Origin of the sequence: Mangrovimonas cancribranchiae (assembly GCF_037126245.1) — a bacterium.
Classification (GTDB): domain Bacteria; phylum Bacteroidota; class Bacteroidia; order Flavobacteriales; family Flavobacteriaceae; genus Mangrovimonas; species Mangrovimonas cancribranchiae.
In genome coordinates, this window is sequence record NZ_CP136925.1 from 654,489 (window position 1) to 671,654 (window position 17,166).

The window sequence follows — 17,166 nt, forward strand, 5'->3', positions numbered from 1 at the left end:
TGTGTTAGTCACTTAGTTAGTTCGAAAAGAAATATTGATGTTATTTTTTTGTATTGTGATGTGTATTTATTAATAAATATGTTAAAAAAATGTGAAAAATACAAGTTTTTAAGTGTTTTTAATATTTAAAAATAGGACTTAAATATGGTGGGTAGGTTATTACAATGTTACTATTACTTCAATATTTAGGAATAATAGTTGGAAGTCGATTTAGAATATAAAAAGCAATTCGCTGTTTTTATTGAATAATCCGTAAATTTGTGCTCCTTAAAAACACATTTTTTATCAATGGAACAAATTGCACCTTATAAACCTAAGCATAAAGTAAGAATTGTAACAGCAGCTTCGCTATTTGATGGGCACGATGCGGCTATAAATATCATGCGTCGTATTATTCAATCTACAGGCGTGGAAGTTATTCATCTAGGGCACGATCGTAGTGTTGAAGAAGTGGTTAATACAGCCATACAAGAAGATGCCAATGCCATAGCAATGACCTCCTATCAAGGAGGTCACAACGAGTACTTTAAATATATGTATGATTTACTGAAGGAAAAAGGCGCTAGCCATATCAAGATTTTTGGCGGCGGCGGCGGCGTTATTCTTCCTGAAGAAATTAAAGAACTTATGGATTATGGTGTAACACGTATTTATTCGCCAGACGATGGCCGTGAAATGGGGCTTCAAGGGATGATTAACGATTTGGTAAAACAATCTGATTTTGCCATTGGCGATCAATTAAATGGAGAGGTTAACACACTTTCTGAGCAAAACCCTAAAAACATAGCGCGTGTTATTTCTTCTGCTGAAAATTTTCCAGAAATAGCTAAAGAGGCATTAGATGTTATCCATAACAAAAATAAAACATCAAAAACGCCGGTATTAGGAATTACAGGAACTGGTGGTGCTGGTAAATCTAGTTTGGTAGACGAATTGGTGCGACGATTTTTAATCGACTTTCCAGAAAAAACCATCGGTATTGTTTCTGTGGATCCTTCAAAACGCAAAACGGGTGGTGCATTATTGGGAGACCGTATTCGTATGAATGCCATTAACTCGCCACGTGTTTATATGCGTAGTTTGGCTACACGTCAGTCCAATCTAGCGTTGTCAAAATATGTCAATGAAGCTGTTGAAGTCTTAAAAGCAGCTGAATATGACATCATTATTTTAGAAACTTCGGGTATTGGCCAAAGTGATACCGAAATCTTAGAGCATAGCGATGTGTCATTATATGTGATGACACCAGAATTTGGAGCGGCCACGCAATTGGAAAAAATTGATATGTTGGATTTTGCCGATTTGGTAGCGATAAACAAATTCGATAAACGTGGCGCTCAAGACGCCTTGCGTGACGTGAAAAAACAGTATATGCGTAACCATCAATTATGGGATGTTAAGCAAGAGGATTTACCTGTATTTGGAACCATTGCTTCGCAATTTAACGATCCAGGAATGAATACGCTTTACAAGGCGATTATGGATAAGATTGTGGATAAGACCGAAGCTGATTTGCAATCGACTTTCGAGATTTCGAAAGAAATGAGCGAGAAGATTTTTGTTATTCCGCCTTCAAGAACACGTTATCTATCTGAAATTTCAGAAAATAATCGTGCTTATGACAAAACTGCTGACGAACAGGTTGTCGTAGCTCAAAAATTATATGGTGTTTACAAAACCATTTGTTCAGTAGCAGAAATTATAGAAGATAAAGAACAGTCTATTCTTGATAAAAATGGTTTAAATCAAGAAGCTATTCTGAATGATAATCAGGACGATAGTACTAAGGATTTCTTAAACTTATTACTAAAAGAATTCGACCGTGTTAAAATGAATCTTGACCCTTATAATTGGGAAGTTATTACAGGATGGGACAATAAAGTCAATAGATATAAAGACCCTATTTATTCGTTTAAGGTTCGCGACAAAGAAATTAAAATTGAAACCCATACCGAGTCCTTATCACATACGCAAATACCAAAAGTAGCCTTGCCAAAATATCAAGCTTGGGGAGATGTGTTGCGTTGGGTATTGCAAGAAAATGTACCGGGAGAGTTTCCTTATACATCAGGATTGTATCCGTTTAAGCGTACAGGTGAAGACCCAACACGAATGTTTGCTGGCGAAGGTGGACCAGAACGTACCAACCGTCGTTTTCATTATGTGAGTTTAGGAATGCCAGCAAAGCGTTTGTCAACAGCTTTTGATAGTGTAACGCTTTATGGAAACGACCCAGATCATAGACCTGATATTTACGGAAAAATCGGAAATGCAGGGGTGAGTATATGTTGTTTGGACGATGCTAAAAAATTGTATTCAGGATTCAACTTAGCCGATGCGATGACGTCGGTAAGTATGACTATTAATGGTCCAGCTCCAATGTTATTAGGCTTTTTTATGAATGCCGCTATTGATCAACAGTGTGAATTGTATATTAAGGAACACGGTTTGGAAGCCGAAGTAGAAACGAAGATTGCTGATATATATAAAGGAAAAGAACGCCCAAAATATCACGGCGAACTGCCAGAAGGGAATGATGGATTAGGATTGATGTTACTAGGAGTTACCGGTGATCAAGTGTTACCAAGTGAAGTTTATGAAGAAATTAAAGCCAAAACCATTGCGCAAGTTCGTGGTACGGTACAAGCCGATATTTTAAAAGAAGATCAAGCGCAAAATACCTGTATTTTTTCTACGGAATTTGCCTTGCGTTTAATGGGTGATGTGCAGGAATATTTTATAGAAAATCAAGTACGTAATTTTTACTCAGTATCTATTTCTGGATATCATATTGCTGAAGCTGGTGCTAACCCAATTACACAATTGGCATTTACCTTAGCCAACGGATTTACTTATGTAGAGTATTATCTCTCGCGAGGTATGGACATCAATAAATTTGGGCCAAACTTATCGTTCTTCTTTAGTAATGGTATCGATCCTGAATATGCAGTTATTGGTCGTGTGGCTCGTAGAATTTGGGCTAAAGCCTTAAAACATAAATATGGTGCCAATGCGAGAGCGCAAATGTTGAAATATCATATTCAAACGTCCGGGCGTAGTTTACACGCGCAAGAAATTGATTTTAATGATATTAGAACAACACTTCAAGCATTGTATGCGATTTACGATAACTGTAACTCGTTACATACTAATGCCTATGATGAAGCCATTACAACACCAACCGAAGAAAGTGTGCGTCGTGCAATGGCCATTCAGTTGATTATCAATAAAGAATTAGGGTTGGCTAAAAATGAAAACCCAATTCAAGGGGCATTTATTATTGAAGAATTAACCGATTTAGTTGAAGAGGCAGTATTGACAGAGTTTGATAGAATAACCGAACGTGGAGGTGTTTTGGGTGCTATGGAAACAATGTATCAGCGAAGTAAAATTCAGGAAGAAAGTTTGTATTATGAAACTTTAAAGCATAATGGTGACTTCCCAATTATTGGAGTGAATACGTTTTTAAGCAGTAAAGGCTCGCCAACTATTCAACCAAAAGAGGTCATTCGAGCAACTGAAGAAGAAAAACAAAACCAGATAAGTACGTTGGAAAACCTTCATAAAACCTATGAAGATAAAATTGAGGCGACTTTAAACAAAGTGCAACAGGCAGCATTACATAATGAGAATATGTTTGAAGAGCTTATGGAAGCTACAAAGGTATGTTCGCTTGGTCAGATTACAACAGCGTTATTTGAGGTAGGTGGGCAATACAGAAGAAATATGTAGCCTTAAAAAATTATAGAATTATATAAAAAAACACCCCAAACTTTTAGTCTGGGGTGTTTTTAGTTTAAACCTTTATTTACATACCCAAAGCGGAAGTTCTAAGTCTTCATTAAAAAGTTCTTCGGTGACATTACCGACTAATAACGAAGAGAATGTATTTCCGCCTTTATCTGAAACCATGAGCATATCAAAATCTTCTTTTTTACATTGTTCGTGAAGGTTTTCATCTATACTAGAGCTGCGTCCTGGAATAATTTCAAAAGCAACATCTTTAGCGTCGTCTTTAAGTCGTTTAATGAATTTTTTAGATTTTTCCTCAATATGTTTCTCAATGGTTGGAATTAAGTTTTGTTTGGGTAAATAAGGAGAAAATTGTAGAGGTACATTGTATATATGGACAGCTTTTACAATGCAGTTTGTGGCCTCTTTAAGTTGCCTAGCCATAATAAAGCTTTTTCTTGACGCGTTAGAAAAGTCGGTACCAATACAAAGATTATTAATGGTTGGCTTTGAGTCTTTTGGAATAGTAAGTAGATGGCATTTTAGCATACGCAATAATTTTCCACTTACAACACCAGTACCTTTAACTCTATTTTTGTTACCAACTATAGTTAGTTGTATACTGTATTTATTAACGATGTAGCTTATTAATGATTCTGAATAGGGATCGTTAGAGATTAGTACTTCCCAGTCTGATTTGCTCTCAAAAAGGTTTTCTATAGTTTCGTTCAATTCGTCACCTATCATTTCTTCTAGGTTCAGGTCTTCTAGTTGATTTTCAAATAATTCTGAGATTTCATACTTTTTTATGTTGTGAACAAAATAGACTTTTTTTGCTTTTAAAACATGAGATAAATAGGATGCATATCTAATTAAAGTTTCATCTATATCAGATAAATCTAAAGCGACAAGTATGTTGTTAATTGTAGTTGCCATAAATTATTTTTTAGGTTCTTTAATCTGTCTTTTTTTAACAATACCGGAGACAATGTCTTTGTAGTTATCAATTTCCTTTTGCTGTTCACGTTTTTTAAGTTTAAAAAGGTCTTCTTTAAGGCCTTTTAGTAACGAATAGCACATGACGAGTAAAATTAATGCAAAAGGGAGTCCAGTAACTATTACAGCTGTTTGAAGTGCTTTAAGTCCGCCACCAACAAGTAATACAGCTGCGACGGTACCTTCTGTTACTGCCCAAAATACACGCTGTGCAACTGGAGCATCAATTTTGCCTCCAGAGGTAATACTATCAACCACTAACGATCCTGAATCTGAAGAGGTGATAAAAAAACCAGCGACTAATATAATGGCAACAATGTTTAATACTGTAGCTAAAGGAAAATCTTCTAAAAAGACAAACATAGCGGTTGCTACATCGTCTTTAACAGCTTCTACAATAGTTAGGTTGCCCAAAAGCGCTTCTTGTACGGCTGTACTTCCAAAGGCGTTAATCCAGAAAAAAGTCACCAAAGCAGGAATAATTAATACGCCTAAAATAAACTCCCTAACTGTACGTCCTTTGGATATACGCGCTATAAAAATACCAACAAAAGGAGACCATGCAATCCACCAGCCCCAGTAAAAAACGGTCCAACTATTTTGCCACCCGGTATTGTTGTAGCTTTCGGTCCAAGTCGCTATTTCTAAAAAGTTATAAAAATAGCTTCCGGTATTCTGTACAAAAGACTGAAATATATATATGGTTGGTCCTAAAACAACAACTAATAATAATAGTAGCACGGCAATACGCATATTCCATTCGCTTAAAAACTTAACACCTTTATCTACGCCTAGTACAACAGAGATTGTGGCTATTGCTGTAACACCTGCTATTAAAGATATTTGTGTTGTTAGTCCGCCGGGTATGTTAAATACGTGGTCTAAACCTCCAGCTATTTGTTTTACACCTAATCCAAGGGAAGTGGCCAACCCAAAAATGGTTGCTAAAACAGCAAAAATATCAATAATATCTCCTATAACACCATATACTTTATCGCCTAAAAAAGGATAGAATACAGACCTTATAGTTAAAGGCAGTCCTCTAGAATAAGTGAAATATGCTAATGCAAGTCCTACTAAAGCATAAACACCCCAGGCGTGAAAGCCCCAGTGGAGGAATGTGAAATTCATAGCTTCTTGTGCTGCTACGGCGCCACCTTCGGTTGTTATTGGGGGTGAAGAAAAATGTGTAATAGGTTCTGAAATACTCCAGAACAAAAGGCCAATTCCCATTCCAGCACTAAAAAGCATAGCAAACCACGACATAGTTTTAAATTCTGGTTTAGCATGTTGCCCACCAATTCTTAGTCTGCCATATTTGCTAAAAGCTAGATAGACCATAAAAAATAAAAAGACATTAACCATGAGGATAAAAAACCACCCACCTTTATTAGCGACAGCACTTTGTATGTTGTCGAAATGTTCTTTAGCGGTGTCTTTAAATACTAATGTTAAGACTATTGTAATAATAATAATGATAGCAGAAGAAAAGAATACAGGGCCATTAATTTCAAGACCGAATATAGATTTCTTTTCGTCGCTTCTAATAATTTTTTTTGCCATAATAGACGTTGTTTAAAAGTAATATCCAATATTTATATTAAATCTGGCTTCCCATTTTGCATCTGGATTTCCTTGAGCAAAATCGTCAATAAAGTTTCCGCCTAACCAAGAATTGTTTTTCCCGGCAGCAAAATCAAAATAAGTATAAAGGTGTCCTGCAGAAACACCAACTCCAGTGACATTCATGTAACTATCTGTAAACCCTTTAGTAATTTTATTAATATACCCAAAATCGTTGTAAAACTGAAAACTTTCAATAGGTTTCCAATTTACAGGTATTGTGTAAGCGATAGCTAGCGTTGCCATATTTGCTTTTGAAGCCACTAAATAAGGTGTGCCATAAGCAGCCATAGCAAAAACCGATTTACTTTCATACTCTGGGTTTTTTGGTGATTTTGTATAATGTAAAAGCTCAGATTTTATATTTAGTTTTTTATAATCTAATTCGTAAAATATACCATAACCATAATGGTTTCCAATGTCTTTGGTGTCTAAATTGTAAAGACCGCCATATTGGGTGTACGCACCCATTTGATGTTTAAAATCTTTGCGGTTTAGCTTGTAGTTTACTTTAAAATTAAACTGATTTATTTCTTTATTTCTATAATCTAGTTCGCCATCTCCATCAACATCCATAGATGATACGTCGTAAGAATATCTGCTAAAAGAGGTGTCGCTATTTCCTCCAAAGGAGATAGCTTCGGCATTTTTAAAAAAAGCTATTTGGTAGTTGAAACCTTCTTCCTTTTCGTGAATAAACTTAACGCCAATATCATGATCGTCTTCTAGGCCAACATAATAACCAATGTTGAAAAACCAGTTATGAGAATTGTATTGTTGAATACCAAAAGGAACCTGGGTTAAACCAACTTGTATGTGGTTTCTGGCATTGAAACTGTAGCTAAGCCATCCTTGTTTTAAAACACCGCCACCAAACGCATCAGAATATAATCGGTATTCGGCATTCAATTTAATGCCTTTGTATGCTGCTTTAGCATTAACACGAAACATATCGTACATAAAATCACCACCTTGTTTTTTTTGCTCGGGCTTCCAAGACGAGTAGATGTAATTAAATCGTAACGCGCCACCAAATTTTATTTCAGGGGTGTCTTGTGCTGTGCCAATAAATGGAATAGTAAAAATAAACCACAAGAGATTTTTCAAAATACAGGTTATTTAAGGTTAAAAGCTTGTTTAGCCTAACACAAAGCGTAGGTTAGTTATAGTTTTGAGTTGGAGTAAAACTATAAATGAGGTGGAGGTACAAACCGATGGGGTTGACATCTATTAACGCCGTATGCGCGAGAATAGACGCGACTATTATTAAGGGTGTATAATTTAATGACCTTCATGTATACTACAAATATAGCTTTTTTTGGGAATAGGTAGAAGGGTTTAATATAGCATATAAAAAAAGACGGCATAAGGCCGTCTTTTTTATGTAATAAAAAGTTGTTTATTTAGTCTTTTAAGACATTTCTTGAAATAACAATTTTTTGAATTTCACTTGTACCTTCATAAATTTGAGTGATTTTAGCATCACGCATTAAGCGTTCTACATGGTATTCTTTTACAAAGCCATTACCGCCATGAATTTGAACAGCTTCTACTGTTGTGTCCATAGCAACTTTACTAGCATATAGTTTAGCCATAGCACTAGATTGGTCGTAATTATTACCTTGGTCTTTATCCCAGGCAGCTTTCATTACTAAATGACGAGCAGCTTCAATCTCGGTAGCCATATCTGCTAATTTAAATGCAATAGCTTGATGATTACATATTTCAGTACCAAAGGCTTGTCTCTCTTTAGAGTATTTTAATGCTAGTTCGTATGCGCCAGCAGCAATACCTAGTGCTTGAGAAGCAATTCCAATGCGTCCACCAGAAAGTGTTTTCATGGCAAATTTAAATCCAAAGCCGTCTTCACCAATGCGGTTTTCTTTAGGTACTTTTACATTGTTAAATTGTAATGTATGCGTGTCGCTACCGCGAATACCTAGCTTGTCTTCTTTTGGGCCAACATCAAAACCTTCCGTGCCTTTTTCAACAATAAAAGCGTTAATTCCTCTGTGCCCTTTGTCTTTATCTGTTTGTGCAATTACCAGATAAACATCGGCACGTCCACCACTAGTAATCCAGTTTTTTGTACCGTTTATAATGTAATGGTCGCCTTTATCTTCGGCGGTTGTTCTTTGTGATGTAGCATCGCTACCAGCTTCAGGTTCGCTAAGGCAAAAAGCACCTACAAACTCACCAGTAGCTAATTTTGTTAAGTATTTTTGTTTTTGTTCTTCTGTACCAAAGGCTTCCAGACCGTAGCATACTAAAGAGTTATTTACAGAAACAATAACCGAAGCCGAAGCATCGATTTTAGAAAGTTCCTCCATAATTAAAACGTAAGACGTAGCATCCATACCGCTACCGCCATATTTTGGGTCTACCATGATTCCCATAAAACCAAGTTCCCCCATTTTTTTTACTAACTCTTGTGGGAATTCTTGTTTTTCATCACGTTCTAAAACGCCTGGTAAAAGTTCGGTTTTTGCAAAATCGCGAGCAGCGTCGCGAATCATCATATGTTCTTCTGTTAAGCTAAAATCCATAAGCCTATGTATAGTGAATTATTAATTTGATAAAAAATGTTGTCAAAGATAGCTTTTTAATGTGATTTTTTCAATAAGGATTTCTATTTTTACCGAATATGTTAAAGGAAGATTATAATGTAATAGGTGTTATGTCTGGGACATCTTTAGATGGCGTAGATTTAGTTTACGTGAATTTTAAGGTGAATGATGGAATTTGGTCTTTTAATTGCCTTGATAAAGAGACTGTTTCGTATACTAAAAGCTGGGTGCAAAGACTTAAAAATCTAACTGAGCTCTCCGAAAAAGACTTACAACAAGTTGATTGTGATTATACTGTTTATTTAGCTGAAATTATTGATGAGTTTATCAATAAGTATAAACTAAAGTATATAGATGCTGTATGTTCTCATGGTCATACAGCTTTACATCAACCTCACAATGGATTTACATATCAAATAGGTAATAAGAAGCTATTAGCTGAAAAATTAAACCAAGTTGTAGTTTGTGACTTTAGAGTTCAGGATGTGTCTTTAGGTGGGGAAGGAGCGCCGCTAGTGCCTGTTGGAGATAAGCTATTATTTAACGATTTTGATTTTTGCGTAAACTTAGGAGGTTTTGCTAATATTTCAACCAAAATAAATAATGAGAGAATTGCTTACGATATCTGCCCAGTTAACATAGTACTAAATTATTATGTTGATCAATTAGGTTTTGCTTATGATAATCAAGGAAAAATAGCTTCCTCTGGAACAGTAAATAAAACATTGCTTGAAGAACTTAATAATTTGGAATTCTATAAAAAAAGTTCGCCTAAATCTTTAGGGTTAGAATGGGTGAAAGCCATTTTTATTCCTATTGTAGAATCATACAACCTACAAGTTAAAGATGTGCTTTCTACCGTGTGTGAGCATGTTGCTGTTCAAATTGCTATGGCGGTAAACCATAAAAAATGTGCAAAGGTTTTAATTACTGGAGGAGGTGCATATAATACATATTTAATAGAACGATTAAAATCGATGACATCACAAGAGATCGTTATTCCAAAAAATGTAATAGTAGATTTTAAAGAAGCTATTGTTTTTGGTTTGTTAGGTGTCTTAAAATTACGTAATGAAATTAATTGCCTATCAAGTGTTACAGGCGCGAAATATAATCATAGTTCAGGAACAATTTTTAAACCTTAAATTTATTGAAAATTTAATATTTAAGGTGTAGAGTTTTATATATTTGTTAACTAGAATAACTAACCTAAATGAAAGACTTACTTCAAAAGTACGAAGCGAAAGAACCCGAAATAATTTTTAACTGGAAAGACCCTGAAACAGAGGCCGAAGGCTGGACTGTTATCAACTCGTTACGAGGTGGTGCCGCTGGTGGAGGTACTAGAATGCGACAAGGTTTAGATATGAATGAAGTGTTATCTCTTGCTAAAACAATGGAGATAAAATTCACCGTTTCTGGTCCGCCAATTGGTGGCGCAAAATCAGGAATTAATTTTGATCCAAACGATCCTAGAAAAAAAGGTGTTTTAGAGCGTTGGTATAAAGCGGTTTCACCTTTATTAAAAAGTTACTATGGTACAGGAGGCGATTTAAATGTTGATGAAATCCATGAAGTCATTCCAATTACCGAAGAAAGTGGTGTTTGGCATCCTCAAGAGGGCGTTTTTAGTGGGCATTTTAAACCAACCGATGCTGATAAAATTAATAGAATTGGGCAGTTAAGACAAGGTGTAATTAAAGTTTTAGAAAATCCTAATTTCTCACCTTGTGTGGCTAGAAAATATACTGTGGCCGATATGATTACCGGTTATGGTGTGGCCGAAGCTGTAAAACAATATTACAGCATTTATGGTGGAACAGTAGAAGGTAAACGTGCCATTGTTCAAGGTTTTGGTAATGTTGGCTCTGCAGCAGCGTTTTATTTAAGTCAAATGGGCGCTAAAATAGTAGGTATTATAGATATTTCTGGTGGCTTAATAAATAAAGACGGCTTTACCTTTGAAGAAATAACAGAACTCTTCTTATCTAAAAAAGGAAATAAACTGCAAGCAGATAACTTAATTCCTTTCGAAGACATGAAAGAGAAAATTTGGTCTCTCGAAACCGAAATTTTTGCACCATGTGCAGCTTCAAGATTAATAACAAAAGCGCAAATAGATGAAATGATTAGCACAGGTTTAGAAGTGATTTCATGTGGCGCTAACGTACCTTTTGCTGATAAGGAAATCTTTTTTGGACCTATTATGGAGCATACCGATAATAAAGTCAGTTTAATTCCAGACTTTATTTCTAATTGTGGTATGGCCAGAGTTTTTGCTTACTTTATGGAACGAAGAGTACAAATGACAGATGAAGCTATTTTTAAAGACACCTCGCAAACTATAGAAGCAGCACTAAGAAAAGTACACGAAAAAAATAAATCTAAAACCGGAATTAGTAATACGGCTTTTGAAATAGCCTTAAGCCAACTTGTTTAAAAAATAATTATGGAAGCAATCATTATTAGTGTATTCGTCGTTGGTTATTTAGCCATTACACTAGAACACAATTTAAAAATTGATAAACTTATCCCAGCTTTGGTTATGATGGCTATTTGTTGGGCTCTAATAGCATTAGGATTAGATCACTTTACCCAATGGTTTGATTCTGGAAAGCATGCTTTATTAGATAACTTTGGTTTATTAGCGCATGAAGAAAAAATGCATCTTATGGAAGAAACGCTGTTGCACCATTTGGGCAAAACAGCCGAAATTCTAGTATTCCTTTTAGGCGCTATGACTATAGTTGAAATTATCGATTATTTTGATGGCTTCTCAACAATTAAAAATTATGTAAAAACAAAAAGTAAAAAGCGAATCTTATGGATTTTTGCTTTTCTGGCTTTCTTTCTATCGGCTATCATCGATAACTTAACAGCAACAATTGTATTAATTTCCATACTTCAAAAACTAATAAACGATAGAAATGTTCGTATTTGGTATGCTGGGTTAATCGTAATAGCCGCTAATGCAGGTGGAGCTTGGTCTCCAATAGGCGATGTAACAACCACTATGTTGTGGATAGGTAATAAAGTAACAACAGGACACTTGTTTGTATATCTATTTATTCCATCGTTGTTATGTATGTTGGTTCCTGTATTTATTGCCTCTTTTTTACCAGCATTTAGAGGAGAATTGGAAGGTCAAGACGACAGTAATGATAAACCTAAAAACAAGTTTAGTTCTACAATGTTGTATTTAGGATTAGGCGGCATTGTTTCGGTTCCTATATTTAAAACCGTTACACATTTACCTCCTTATGTAGGAATGATGTTGGCTTTAGGTGTAGTTGCCATTTTTGCCGAAATTTATAGTAATACTAAGTTTGCCATGTCTTTTGATACTACAGGAGATGCAGATCACCAAGGGCATCATAGTCCTGTGCATCATTCATTATCAAAAATTGAAATGCCAAGTATTTTATTTTTCTTAGGAATTTTAATGGCCGTTGCTGCCTTAGAATCTTTAGGAATCTTATTTGGTTTTGCAGAATCATTACAAGAAAATATGCCGATGTTAGGAACCGAATTACACCATGAAGGTGTTTCTGATTTAGTTGTGCTTTTATTAGGTGTAGGATCGGCTGTAATTGATAATGTACCATTGGTAGCGGCTAGTTTAGGAATGTTCTCTGTACCTACCGATAACGAATTGTGGCACTTTATAGCCTATTCAGCAGGAACAGGAGGAAGTATGTTAATTATTGGTTCTGCTGCTGGTGTTGTGGCTATGGGTATGGAAAAGATTGATTTCTTCTGGTACCTGAAAAAAATTGCTTGGTTGGCATTAGTAGGGTTTTTAGTAGGCGCTGTCGCATTTATGTTTACAAGAACAATTTTTTAACAAAAAATCAGTTATAATAGTTTTATAAGATTCATTAATTTATGATATATACAATAATTCAAGAAGCTCAAGAAGGTGCCGAGCTATTACCAGAAGGCGAAGAGTCTGTCGAAAAAACGTTATCTATAATCGAATTGATTGGTAGTGGTGGAACAGCAGGTCAAATTATTATAGGGTTGTTATTTATTTTATTAGTAGGCGCTTGTTATATTTATTTCGAGCGTTTATTTGCCATAAAAGCAGCTTCAAAAATAGATGCCAATTTTATGAATCAGATTAAAGATCATGTTAGTAATGGTAAAATAGATTCGGCTCAAATGTTGTGTGCTCAAGTAAACTCGCCAGTTTCAAGACTAATTAATAAAGGAATTACACGTATTGGTAAACCTTTAGAAGATATTAATACAGCCATTGAAAATGCAGGTAGATTAGAAGTCTACAACCTAGAAAAGAATGTAAGTATTCTAGCAACTATTTCTGGTGCAGCTCCTATGATTGGTTTTCTTGGTACAGTTATTGGAATGATATTATCCATATTTGAAATTGCAAATTCAGGAGGACAAATTGATATTAAACTTCTAGCAGATGGTTTATATACAGCAATGACAACCACAGTAGCTGGTTTAATAGTGGGTATAGTTGGTTATATCGCTTACAACCATTTAGTGGTTAAAACCGATAAAGTGGTATACCAAATGGAAGCTAATTCCCTAGAGTTTTTAGATCACTTAAACGAGCCTATCTAAATGAATTTAAGAGGAAGAAATAAAGTAACCCCCGAATTTAATATGTCGTCTATGACCGACATTGTATTCCTGTTGCTTATCTTTTTTATGCTAGCATCTACTTTGGTAACAACCAATGCAATAGACATTTTATTACCAAAAGCCAGTGGAAAAACCGAAAATAAAAAATCGGTAGCTGTTAGTATCAAGAAAGATTTAACATATTATATCGACCAAAGAAGAGTAGGCGTTAGTGTTCTTGAAAACGAACTTATTAATGCGCTTTCTGGAGATTCGCAACCTACCATTGTTTTAAGAGCCGAAAAATCGGTGCCTGTAGATAATGTAGTTAAGGTTATGGATATTGCAAATAGAAATAAATTTAAGGTTATACTAGCTGTAAAACCTAATTAACATGAAGTACCTCGAGACCAAGCACGAAAGAAACTCAGCAAAAATTACGGTATTAATTACGGTAATTTTACTGCTGTTGCTATTTGTCGTTGGTCCGCCTTATATGGATCCGCCAGTAGAGTATGGCGTAGCTGTTAATTTTGGGACTACAGACTTTGGCTCAGGACAAGTACAGCCCAAAAAACCTGTAAAATCTGAACCTGAAGTAGTCGAGCAACCACCTCAAGAAACTGTTTCAGAAACCACACCATCAACTTCTTCAGAAGCTAAAGAAGAAGTTATGACTCAAGAAACTGCAGAATCTATAGCTATAAAAAAACAAAAAGAAGCTGAAGCTAAGGCAAAAGCAGAGGCCGAAGCCAAAGCTAAAGCCGAAGCCGAGCGTATTGCCAAAGAAAAAAGAGAACAAGAAGAGAAGAAAAAGAAACTCGATGCTCTTATTGGTGGCGTTAGTAAATCTGAAGGTGTTACTGGTAGCGAAGGTAACGATAACCAAGCAGGAGATAAAGGGCAATTAGATGGCGACCCTTATGCGCCAAGTTATTTTGGCGATCCAGGTAGCGGTAATGGCGGTGTTGGCTATGGCTTAAACGGTCGCGGTAAAGCTACTTACAATACCTTAAGACAAGATTGTAATGAAAGTGGTATGGTAATCGTTAAGATTATTGTAAACCGCAAAGGAAATGTAATTCAAGCAACACCAGGAGTTAAAGGAACTACTAATACTGCGTCTTGCTTGTTAGAGCCAGCAAAAAAAATAGCATTGTCTCATAAATGGCGACCAGATGCGAATGCGCCAGCCAAACAAATAGGCTTTGTGAAAGTAAACTTCAATTTAGGACAGTAAGCCGTCCCATGACTTATCAAGAAACTATAAAATGGCTATTTTCCAGATTACCTATGTATCAAAGGCAAGGGAAGTCGGCATATAAAGCCGATTTAAGTAATACGCTTACATTAGCCGCTCATTTAAATCACCCAGAACAACACTTAAAGACCATTCACGTTGCAGGAACAAATGGCAAAGGTTCCACAGCTAATATGCTAGCATCAATATATCAAGAAGCAGGATACAAAACGGGCTTATTCACATCGCCACATTTAAAAGATTATAGAGAGCGTATAAGAATTAACGGAACCCCCTTAAGTAAACAGTTTGTTATTGGTTTTGTTAAACGAAACAAAGCATTTTTAGAAAAAGAATCGTTGTCATTTTTTGAAATGACTACCTTAATGGCTTTTGACTATTTCTCTAAAAAGAATGTTGATATAGCTATCATAGAAGTTGGTTTAGGAGGCCGATTAGATTCCACAAATATTATACAACCATTAATGTCTGTTATTACCAATATTGGTTTAGATCATACACAGTTTTTAGGGAATGATTTGCCGACTATAGCTAAGGAAAAAGCCGGTATTATTAAAAGAAAAACGCCTGTTGTTATTGGTGAAACACAAAAAGAAACACAAGCTGTTTTTAAGGCAATAGCGGCAGAGAAAGCATCACCAATTTATTTTGCTGACCAATTGCAAGAAAAGCTATCTTATAAAAGTGATTTGTTGGGAGCATATCAACAAAAAAATATAAAAACAGTGGTGCAAGTAATAACTGTTTTAAATGAAGTATCTTCTTTTAAGGTGTCAAATGATAATATAAAGCAAGGTTTTCTTCATGTTGCAAAAAATACAGGTTTAAAAGGCAGGTGGCAAGTGTTACAGCATAATCCAAAGGTTATTTGTGATACAGTTCATAATGCAGAAGGGCTTTCGCTAGTGATTAATCAATTAATGAAAGAGTCATTTAACAGTTTGCATATTGTTTTTGGTGTTGTAAACGATAAAGATTTAACTTCTTTGTTTACTATTTTACCCAAACAAGCAACTTATTATTTATGTAAGCCAGATATTCCACGAGGTATGGATGAAAAAAAATTAAAAAGTGAATTTGATAAAGCTAATTTTATGTCTAAAATATACGGCAGTGTAAATCAGGCGTTTTCAAGCGCAAAAGAGCAAGCTAAAGAGGACGATTTAATTTTTGTAGGCGGAAGCACGTTTACTGTAGCCGAAATAATTTAATTTTTTTTCGAAAAAAGTTTTGCAATATTAAAAACTGCATTATATTTGCAATCCCATTACGGAAGGGCGCGTAGCTCAGTTGGTTCAGAGCACTTGGTTTACACCCAAGGGGTCAGGGGTTCGAATCCCTTCGCGCCCACAAAAATTAAAAGGTCTGTTATTGTAACAGACCTTTTTTTATGGGTCATTAACTCAGTTGGTTTAGAGTGTTACCTTGACAGGGTAGAAGTCACTGGTTCGAATCCAGTATGACCCACTAAAAGAAATCTAAGTGCTAAACTTTAGGATTTTTAGTTTCTTTCATCAAAAAAATCTTCTATTTTTATCTACTAGATAGTAATGTGTAGATTATGCTTTTAAAAAATATTAAGAATCTTTATGAAGACATTTTTATGTCTTACAATACACCAGCATTAAAAAAGCATATTGAAAAAATTAAAGAGCTCGATGCATTTTTACCTCATACGTCTACCTTTTTTTGCATTACAAACACACAAGAGTTAGGTTTTGAATATATAAGCAAGAATATGTTTTCTTGTTTAGCTATTGAACCCGAAAAATTTAAACAAGATGCCATGCATTATTTTTGGAGTAGAATTCACCCAGATGATGTAGAGCATTGGTTAAAGGCATTAAACTCACTCATGGATTATACGTTAAATGAAATTGATGAGCAGGAACGTTATAAAATGAGTTATACCTGGAATTACCGATTTAAAAATGGTCATGGTAAGTATGTAAATATTGTTCAAAATACAACACCTCTTGAGTTTGATGCTTTTATGAAACCAATTATAGGGTTGGCCCATTATACCGTTTTAGATCCTAACATAAAATTGGATGTTACGGCTACAGCAAAATATTTAAGCGATAATGGCGAATATGAAACAAGGTATTTTAATTGTTTTAATAAAAAGCTTTTAGATAATGAGATAACTAATCGAGAGCGCGATATTGTACGCTTGTTAGTGCTTAATTATTCTAGTAAGGAAATTGCTGAACGTTTAAACATTAGTTCGAATACAGTTGATACACACCGTAGAAATATTTTAAAGAAATTAAATATAAACTCTACAGGAGAGTTAATAGGAATGCTAAAAATAAATCAAAATTTACTATAAAAATACTCAAATTGAGTATTGTGTATTAGGTTAATGATGCCGATCTTTGAATTGCTATTATTAAT

The 17,166-nt window shown here is 35.1% G+C and carries 13 protein-coding genes and 2 tRNA genes; 11 read left to right on the top strand and 4 right to left on the bottom strand.

Features of this window, described 5'->3' with window-relative positions; translation table 11 throughout:
* Positions 1-288: 288 nt before the first annotated feature.
* Positions 289-3,732, top strand: coding sequence for a methylmalonyl-CoA mutase family protein (locus R3L15_RS02950; RefSeq protein WP_338733137.1), 3,444 nt, complete (start codon positions 289-291; stop codon positions 3,730-3,732).
* A 72-nt stretch (positions 3,733-3,804) separates the two neighbouring features.
* Here R3L15_RS02950 and R3L15_RS02955 read toward each other — a convergent pair whose 3' ends face one another.
* From R3L15_RS02955 to R3L15_RS02970, 4 genes are all read right to left on the bottom strand, one after another.
* Positions 3,805-4,668, bottom strand: a complete 864-nt coding sequence (locus tag R3L15_RS02955) for a universal stress protein (RefSeq protein ID WP_338733138.1) — start codon at positions 4,666-4,668, stop codon at positions 3,805-3,807.
* Positions 4,669-4,671: 3 nt separating this feature from the next.
* Positions 4,672-6,291 (bottom strand): BCCT family transporter, encoded by a 1,620-nt coding sequence (locus tag R3L15_RS02960; protein WP_338733139.1) that lies wholly within the window; start codon positions 6,289-6,291, stop codon positions 4,672-4,674.
* A gap of 12 nt (positions 6,292-6,303) precedes the next feature.
* Positions 6,304-7,458, bottom strand: a complete 1,155-nt coding sequence (locus R3L15_RS02965; protein WP_338733140.1) for a hypothetical protein — start codon at positions 7,456-7,458, stop codon at positions 6,304-6,306.
* A gap of 296 nt (positions 7,459-7,754) precedes the next feature.
* Complete coding sequence (locus R3L15_RS02970) at positions 7,755-8,897, bottom strand: acyl-CoA dehydrogenase (RefSeq protein WP_125467572.1); 1,143 nt, start codon at positions 8,895-8,897, stop codon at positions 7,755-7,757.
* Between the two features lie 98 nt (positions 8,898-8,995).
* Between R3L15_RS02970 and R3L15_RS02975 the strand changes: the two genes are divergently transcribed.
* The 10 genes from R3L15_RS02975 (at position 8,996) to R3L15_RS03020 (ending at position 17,101) form a co-directional block, all read left to right on the top strand.
* Positions 8,996-10,063, top strand: coding sequence for an anhydro-N-acetylmuramic acid kinase (locus R3L15_RS02975; protein ID WP_338733141.1), 1,068 nt, complete (start codon positions 8,996-8,998; stop codon positions 10,061-10,063).
* 68 nt (positions 10,064-10,131) lie between these two features.
* A complete protein-coding gene (locus R3L15_RS02980) occupies positions 10,132-11,358 on the top strand; it encodes a Glu/Leu/Phe/Val dehydrogenase dimerization domain-containing protein (RefSeq protein WP_338733142.1) in 1,227 nt (408 codons plus the stop codon).
* A gap of 9 nt (positions 11,359-11,367) precedes the next feature.
* Positions 11,368-12,762: a sodium:proton antiporter NhaD gene (gene nhaD / locus R3L15_RS02985; protein ID WP_338733144.1), complete on the top strand. Its 1,395-nt coding sequence runs from the start codon at positions 11,368-11,370 to the stop codon at positions 12,760-12,762.
* Between the two features lie 41 nt (positions 12,763-12,803).
* Positions 12,804-13,508, top strand: coding sequence for a MotA/TolQ/ExbB proton channel family protein (locus R3L15_RS02990; RefSeq protein ID WP_338733145.1), 705 nt, complete (start codon positions 12,804-12,806; stop codon positions 13,506-13,508).
* The gene (locus R3L15_RS02995) at positions 13,509-13,901 is read left to right on the top strand and encodes a biopolymer transporter ExbD (RefSeq protein ID WP_125467567.1); all 393 of its coding nucleotides are present in this window, start codon (positions 13,509-13,511) and stop codon (positions 13,899-13,901) included.
* Between the two features lies 1 nt (position 13,902).
* On the top strand, positions 13,903-14,748 hold the full coding sequence (locus tag R3L15_RS03000) for an energy transducer TonB (protein ID WP_338733146.1): 846 nt from the start codon (positions 13,903-13,905) through the stop codon (positions 14,746-14,748).
* An 8-nt stretch (positions 14,749-14,756) separates the two neighbouring features.
* Positions 14,757-15,980 carry a folylpolyglutamate synthase/dihydrofolate synthase family protein gene (locus R3L15_RS03005; RefSeq protein ID WP_338733147.1) on the top strand — a complete coding sequence of 408 codons (1,224 nt, stop codon included), beginning with the start codon at positions 14,757-14,759 and terminating at the stop codon, positions 15,978-15,980.
* Positions 15,981-16,044: 64 nt separating this feature from the next.
* Positions 16,045-16,119: transfer RNA gene (locus R3L15_RS03010), tRNA-Val, on the top strand.
* A 42-nt stretch (positions 16,120-16,161) separates the two neighbouring features.
* A tRNA-Val gene (locus tag R3L15_RS03015) sits at positions 16,162-16,236 on the top strand.
* A gap of 136 nt (positions 16,237-16,372) precedes the next feature.
* Positions 16,373-17,101: a LuxR C-terminal-related transcriptional regulator gene (locus tag R3L15_RS03020; protein ID WP_338733149.1), complete on the top strand. Its 729-nt coding sequence runs from the start codon at positions 16,373-16,375 to the stop codon at positions 17,099-17,101.
* Positions 17,102-17,166: the final 65 nt, after the last annotated feature.

Coding starts and splice junctions, on each gene's coding strand:
- R3L15_RS02975 (WP_338733141.1), top strand. CDS start 8,996: ATGTTAAAGGAAGATTATAATGTAATAGGTGTTATGTCTGGGACATCT.
- R3L15_RS03000 (WP_338733146.1), top strand. CDS start 13,903: ATGAAGTACCTCGAGACCAAGCACGAAAGAAACTCAGCAAAAATTACG.
- R3L15_RS03005 (WP_338733147.1), top strand. CDS start 14,757: ATGACTTATCAAGAAACTATAAAATGGCTATTTTCCAGATTACCTATG.
- R3L15_RS02950 (WP_338733137.1), top strand. CDS start 289: ATGGAACAAATTGCACCTTATAAACCTAAGCATAAAGTAAGAATTGTA.
- nhaD (WP_338733144.1), top strand. CDS start 11,368: ATGGAAGCAATCATTATTAGTGTATTCGTCGTTGGTTATTTAGCCATT.
- R3L15_RS02955 (WP_338733138.1), bottom strand. CDS start 4,668: ATGGCAACTACAATTAACAACATACTTGTCGCTTTAGATTTATCTGAT.
- R3L15_RS02960 (WP_338733139.1), bottom strand. CDS start 6,291: ATGGCAAAAAAAATTATTAGAAGCGACGAAAAGAAATCTATATTCGGT.
- R3L15_RS02970 (WP_125467572.1), bottom strand. CDS start 8,897: ATGGATTTTAGCTTAACAGAAGAACATATGATGATTCGCGACGCTGCT.
- R3L15_RS03020 (WP_338733149.1), top strand. CDS start 16,373: ATGTCTTACAATACACCAGCATTAAAAAAGCATATTGAAAAAATTAAA.
- R3L15_RS02995 (WP_125467567.1), top strand. CDS start 13,509: ATGAATTTAAGAGGAAGAAATAAAGTAACCCCCGAATTTAATATGTCG.
- R3L15_RS02990 (WP_338733145.1), top strand. CDS start 12,804: ATGATATATACAATAATTCAAGAAGCTCAAGAAGGTGCCGAGCTATTA.
- R3L15_RS02980 (WP_338733142.1), top strand. CDS start 10,132: ATGAAAGACTTACTTCAAAAGTACGAAGCGAAAGAACCCGAAATAATT.